Source organism: Curtobacterium sp. A7_M15, assembly GCF_030705415.1.
In the GTDB taxonomy this organism is placed as follows: Bacteria; Actinomycetota; Actinomycetes; order Actinomycetales; family Microbacteriaceae; genus Curtobacterium.
Map to the genome: position 1 here is coordinate 1 of NZ_JAUZED010000160.1, position 5,979 is coordinate 5,979.

Here is a 5,979-nt window from a genome sequence, read left to right on the forward strand (position 1 = left end):
CCGAGCATCCCACCCGAGCGCCCGCGCGCCCGCACCCGCCCGCGCCCCCGGCACCCCTCACCCCGCGGCGGCCCCCGAGCGCCGCGCCGGCTTCGGGAACGTCGCCCGCATGTGGTCCGTCGTCAGCACGTCCCCGATGCCGATCATCAGCAGCGAGAACACGATCTGCTCGATGACCATCCAGAACGGGTAGAGCCCCGGGATCGCCGCGATCACGAGTGTCACGACCGGGAAGATCCGGCTGAACAACCGCAGCCGCTGGTACGCCCAGTAGTACCCGAGCTGCGCACGCCACGCGAACACGTAGAGCGTCAGCGTGATGAGGAGCACGACGGTCGCCCGGAACCACACCGCCCACGGGACGGTCTGCCCGGCGTGCGTCAGGAGGATCGCCACGACGATCGCCGTCAGTCCGACCACCGTCTCGGCGACGAGCAGCCAGCGGATCCACCGGAACGAGCGGACGGTCTCGGGGTGGTCGAGCATGTCCTCGCGGATGACGTAGTCCGCCTGACGGCCTCCGGCCAGCCGATCGAGGTGCAGTCGGCACCACAGGCGGTCGGCGAGGGCCCCGAGCCCGGCGTTCTGCTGCGTCACCCTCCCATGGTGCCGCATCCGGCATCGAGAACCGGCACGAGCCGCCCGACGGACGGACGTCAGTCGGTCGGGAGGAGCGCGGCACCCCCGAAGACGAGAACACCGGAATCCGAGCCGGAGTCCGAGTCGGGATCGAGCAGGACGAGCGAGCGGACCGGGTCCGGGATCCCGCGCGGCGCCTCGAGGTCGAAGGTGATCGTCCCGACGTCGGACGGGATCGTGCCGAGGTCGTCGTCCTCGCCGTCCTGCGTCCAGACGGCTGGTCGCTCACCGACGACGGTGCCCTGGGACAGGACCACCCGGACCTCGGCGGGCTCACCGTCGGACGAGGCGACCCGGAGGTCCGTGATCCGGACGAGCAGGTGCTCCCCGGCGCGTGCGATCCGGACGTGTCCCGAAGCGTGCCCGTCGATCGGGACGAGGTCACCGGCGACCGGGGGGACACGCCGCCACCACGTGTCGATGGGTGACCCGTCGGTGGGGTCCTCGGCGTCGGGCACGGCGATCGGGGCGCCGAGGGTGTTCGACGGGGACACGAGTGTGCCGCCCTGCTCGGCGAGCGGGGTCGTCGTCACGACCGGCTCCGTGGTGTCGGCACCACGCTCGCTCTGCATCGTGCGCCAGGCGATCACGACGACGACGAGGGCGAGCACAGCGACCGCTGCGAACAGCCATCGTCGTCTCGCCCTCGTCATGCCCGGACTCCTGGTCGACCTCAGCGCTTGCGGCGCTCGCGCACCCGCATGTTGACGGTGATCGGGGTTCCGGAGAAGCCCCAGACCTCGCGCAGTCGACGCGTGATGAACCGCCGGTACTGCGGGTCGAGGAAGCCCGTCGTGAAGAGCACGAAGGTCGGCGGCTGGCTCGACGCCTGCGTACCGAACAGGATGCGCGGCTGCTTGCCGCCGCGGACCGGGTGCGGGTGCTCCTGCACGAGCTCGGCGATGAAGGCGTTGACCTTGCCCGTCGGGATGCGGGTGTCCCACGAGTCGAGCGCGGTCTCGAGCGCCGGCACGAGCTTCTCGAGGTGACGACCGGTGCGTGCGGAGATGTTCACGCGCGGAGCCCACGACACGTGCGCGAGGTCCTGCTCGATCTCGCGCTCGAGGTAGCGGCGCCGGTCGTCGTCGAGCAGGTCCCACTTGTTGTAGGCGAGCACCAGCGCGCGGCCGGACTCGAGGACGAGGTCGATGATGCGGAGGTCCTGCACCGAGATCGGCTCGGTGACGTCGAGGACCACCACGGCGACCTCGGCCTTCTCGAGCGCGGCCGTCGTGCGGAGCGAGGCGTAGAAGTCGGCACCCTGCTGGAGGTGTACGCGCTTGCGGATGCCGGCAGTGTCGACGAAACGCCAGACGCGTCCGCCGAGCTCGATCTGCTCGTCCACCGGGTCACGGGTCGTCCCCGACAGCTCGTTGACGACGACACGCTCTTCACCCGCGGCCTTGTTCAGGAGCGAGCTCTTGCCGACGTTCGGCCGGCCGAGGATCGCGACGCGGCGGGGGCCGCCCACCTCTTGCTTGGCGACGGCGGACGTGTCGGGCAACGTCGTGATGATGAGGTCGAGGAGGTCCGCGACACCACGACCGTGCAGCGCCGACACCGGGTGCGGCTGCCCCAGGCCGAGGTTCCAGAGCTCGTACGCGTCGAGGTCGCGTCGGTCGTCGTCCGACTTGTTCGCGACGACGATGACCGGCCGGTCGGTGCCACGGAGCATCTTCACGACGTGCTCGTCGGTGGCGGTGATGCCGACCGTGACGTCCACGACGAAGAGCACGGCGTCGGCGAGGTCGATCGCGACCTCGGCCTGCGCCGCGACGGAGGCGTTGATGCCCTTGGCGTCGGGCTCCCACCCGCCGGTGTCGACGAGCGTGAAGCGCTTGTCGTTCCACTCCGCCTTGTACGCGACGCGGTCGCGCGTGACACCGGGGGTGTCCTGCACGACGGCTTCGCGGCGACCGAGGATGCGGTTCACCAGCTGCGACTTGCCGACGTTCGGTCGCCCGACGATCGCGAGCACCGGGTAGGCCGGCAGGTAGGTGATGCCGTCCTCGCCGAGCTGTCCGGCTTCGAGCAGGGCGACGTCTTCTTCGTCGAGCTCGTAGTCCTCGAGCCCGGCGCGGAGCGCGTTCGCCCGCTGTTCGGCCTCGGCTTCGTCGAGCCCGGCGAGCCGCTCGCCGAGGGCGTCGTCGTAATCCGGGAAGTCGTCGTGTTCTGGGTTGTCCAGCTGCGCCATGTGGGTGTCCTTGCCGGCGACCCTTCGGCCGCGTGTTGTCAGTGCGTGGCCGCGCGTGGCCCTGGTGGTCAGTGCCCGGTCGCGCGGGCCAGGTCGACGACCGCTTGCACGGTCTGGTCGAAGTCGAGGTCGGTGGAGTCGAGCGTCGTGACGCCGTCGGCGGCGTTCATGAAGTCGACGACCTTCGCGTCCGCCGCGTCGCGACGAGCGAGTGCGGCAGAGGTCTCGGCGGCCGACTGGGTCGTGACCTCAGCCGAGCGCCGAGCCATTCTAACGGACTCGTCGGCCGTCAGCAGGATCCGGACTTCGGCGTCGGGCGCGACGACCGTGGTGATGTCGCGACCCTCGGTGATGATGCCCCGGCCCTCGGCCTTCCGCATGACGTTCCGGAACAGCTGCACGAGCCGCTGCCGGACCTCGGGCAGCTTCGCGATGTGGGCGACCGCCGCGGTCACCTCGGGCGTCCGGATCGCGTCGGTGACGTCGGTGCCGTTGACGCGGACGAAGTAGGCGTCCGGGTCGGTGCCGATCTCGTAGTCGAAGGTGTCCCAGCTCGCCAGCACCGCGGCGGCGTCGTCGAGGTCGACCCGCTGCTCGAGGGCGTGCCAGGCGAGCGCGCGGTACGCGGCACCGGTGTCCTGGTAGCCGAACCCGAGCGCGCGCGCCGCGGCGCGGGACACGCTCGACTTGCCGCTGCCGGCGGGACCGTCGACGGCGATGACGAACTTCGCGACGAAGGCGCCGTCCGGCAGCCCGGCCGGCAGCGGGTCGCGCGTCGAGCCGGGTTCGCCGCCGCCCTGCCCGTCGAGACCGCCGGCGAGGTCGCCGCCGCCGAGCGGACCGGGCTGGTCCCCCGGGGTCGGCAGTCCGGTGTCCGGGCCGTCCGGTCCCCCGGTGACGCCGGACTCCTGCTCGGCGACGGCTTCGTTCGGTTCGTTCAGGCCCATGCTGCTGCGATCCTCCATCCGCGACCCTCGAGCTCGTCGACGAGTCGCTGTTCCTGCTCGGGCACGACCGACACCTCGACGATGCCGATCTGCGCGCCCGGTGAGTGCTCGAGGCGCATGTCCTCGAGGTTGATGCCGATCTCCCCGATGAACGTGAGGAGCGCGGCGATCTGACCCGGGGTGTCGTCGACGAGGACGACCACCTGGGCGAAACGCTTCGTGGTGCCGTGCTTGCCCGGCAGCCGTTCGACGCCGCGGTTGCCTGCCGCGATGGTCTCGGCGAGGGCGCGCGGTGAGCCGGGGGCCGTCGGGTCGTCGAGCGCGTCGAGCACCCGGTCGAGGTCGTCGCGGAGGTCTGCCAACACCGGGCGGATGCGCGACGCGTTCGCGCCGATGATCTGCACCCACAACCCCGGGTCGCTCGCGGCGATGCGGGTCACGTCGCGGACCCCTCCGCCCGCCAGCCCGAGTGAGCCGTCCGGGGCGTCGCGCAGCCGGGAGGCCATCAGCGTCGACACCAGCTGCGGCGCGTGCGAGACGTACGCCACCGCGAGGTCGTGCGACTCCGGCTCCATCGGGACCACGGTCGCGCCGACGTCGAGCGCCAGGTCTTCCACGACCGCGGCGCGCTGGTAGGTGATGTCGTCGTGTCCGGCGATCACCCACGGCTGCCCGAGGAACAGGTCGGCACGCGCCGCGGTGGGCCCGCTGCGTTCGCGGCCCGCCATGGGGTGCGACCCGATGTAGCGCGAAACGTCGGCACCGGCTACCCGGAGCGACGCGAGCGGCCCCGACTTCACGCTCGCCACGTCGGTGACGACGGCACCGGGGAAGGCTGCGAGTTCACGCTCGACCACCGTCGCGACGACGTCCGGTGGGACCGCGACCACGACGAGTTCGGGAGCGTCCCCGGGGGCCGGCCGACGCCCGGCACCGTAGTCGACGGCGAGCGCCAGCGCTGCGGGCGAGACGTCGTCGAGGACGACCTCGACGCCCTTCTCACGCAGCGCCAGGCCGATCGACGCGCCGAGCAGCCCCGCGCCGACGATGCGCACGGGCCCCCGGAGCCGCCGGTCGATCTCCGGTTCGGCGAGCGGGGCGGTGGCGTCGGTCACCCCGCAAGCCTACCGATCGTCAGTCCGAGGACTCGTCGCCGTCCGCCACCTGTGGAGAAGCCTTCGCTTCACGGGCGATGCGGAGGAGCGACCCGAGCTCGACCGTCGACAGCTCCCGGGTCTTGCCGATCGGCAGGGACCCCAGGTGCAGCGGTCCGAACGACCGCCGGACGAGTTCGAGGACCGGGTGGTCGACCGCGTCGAGCATGCGGCGGACGATCCGGTTGCGGCCGGAGTGCAGCGTGATCTCGACGAGCGACTCCCCGCGCGAGGACTCGAGGAGCCGGACCTTGTCGGCCGCAATCGGCCCGTCCTCGAGCTCCACGCCGTCGAGCAGCCGCTGCACCGTCGCGGGGTTCACGTTGCCGCGGACCTTCGCGATGTACGTCTTCGTCACCCCGAACGACGGGTGTGCCAGGACGTGCGCGAGGTCACCGTCGTTCGTCAGCACGAGCAGTCCGGAGGTCTCGGTGTCGAGCCGCCCGACGTTGAACAGGCGCTCCTCGTACCGGTCGACGTACTCGGACAGGTCGCGACGCCCACGCTCGTCCTGCAGGCTCGACACCATGCCGGTGGGCTTGTTGAGCAGCACGTAGCGGCGCGAGCTGTCGATCTGCACGGGGACGCCGTCCACCGCGATCTGATCGGTCTCGGGGTCCACGCGGCGGCCGAGCGCGTCGACGACCTCACCGTTGACCGTCACGCGGCCCTCGACGATCAGGTTCTCCGCGACCCGGCGAGACGCCACGCCCGCAGCGGCGATCACCTTCTGCAGACGCTCGCCGTCTGCCTGGAGGCGCGGTGCGGCACCGGCTTCCCCCCTCGCGTCCGCCGCGTCCCAGTCCGGGATGATCGGGCGCTCGGGCGTGCCCTCCAGCGGTTGGCCGTGCTGGTCGCGGGCTCCTTCGGGCTGCGGGGTGGTGCGGCGGTCGGTGCCGCGGGGGCCCGCGGTGCGCTGACCGGTGCTGCGGGGGCGGTCGCCGTTGCGCGCGGTCGTGGTGCCGCCGACGTACCGGCGACCGTTGTGCCAGACGGTGCTGGGGCGGCCGTCGGGGGTGCGGCGGTCCTCGCGAGCGGGCTCGCG

At 71.9% G+C, this 5,979-nt stretch carries 6 protein-coding genes; all 6 read right to left on the reverse strand.

Annotation, left to right across the window (positions count from 1 at the left end; translation table 11 throughout):
• Positions 1-57: 57 nt before the first annotated feature.
• Entirely contained in the window at positions 58-597 is a 540-nt protein-coding gene (locus Q7F20_RS17505; RefSeq protein WP_305741342.1) for a hypothetical protein, read from the reverse strand.
• 59 nt (positions 598-656) lie between these two features.
• Positions 657-1,292: a hypothetical protein gene (locus Q7F20_RS17510; RefSeq protein ID WP_305741343.1), complete on the reverse strand. Its 636-nt coding sequence runs from the start codon at positions 1,290-1,292 to the stop codon at positions 657-659.
• Between the two features lie 20 nt (positions 1,293-1,312).
• The gene (gene der, locus Q7F20_RS17515) at positions 1,313-2,833 is read right to left on the reverse strand and encodes a ribosome biogenesis GTPase Der (RefSeq protein ID WP_305741344.1); all 1,521 of its coding nucleotides are present in this window, start codon (positions 2,831-2,833) and stop codon (positions 1,313-1,315) included.
• Between the two features lie 68 nt (positions 2,834-2,901).
• Positions 2,902-3,585, reverse strand: a complete 684-nt coding sequence (gene cmk, locus Q7F20_RS17520; RefSeq protein ID WP_305741346.1) for a (d)CMP kinase — start codon at positions 3,583-3,585, stop codon at positions 2,902-2,904.
• A 185-nt stretch (positions 3,586-3,770) separates the two neighbouring features.
• The gene (locus Q7F20_RS17525) at positions 3,771-4,895 is read right to left on the reverse strand and encodes a prephenate dehydrogenase (protein WP_305741345.1); all 1,125 of its coding nucleotides are present in this window, start codon (positions 4,893-4,895) and stop codon (positions 3,771-3,773) included.
• Positions 4,896-4,914: 19 nt separating this feature from the next.
• The gene (locus Q7F20_RS17530; RefSeq protein ID WP_305741347.1) at positions 4,915-5,670 is read right to left on the reverse strand and encodes a pseudouridine synthase; all 756 of its coding nucleotides are present in this window, start codon (positions 5,668-5,670) and stop codon (positions 4,915-4,917) included.
• Between the last annotated feature and the right edge of the window lie 309 nt (positions 5,671-5,979).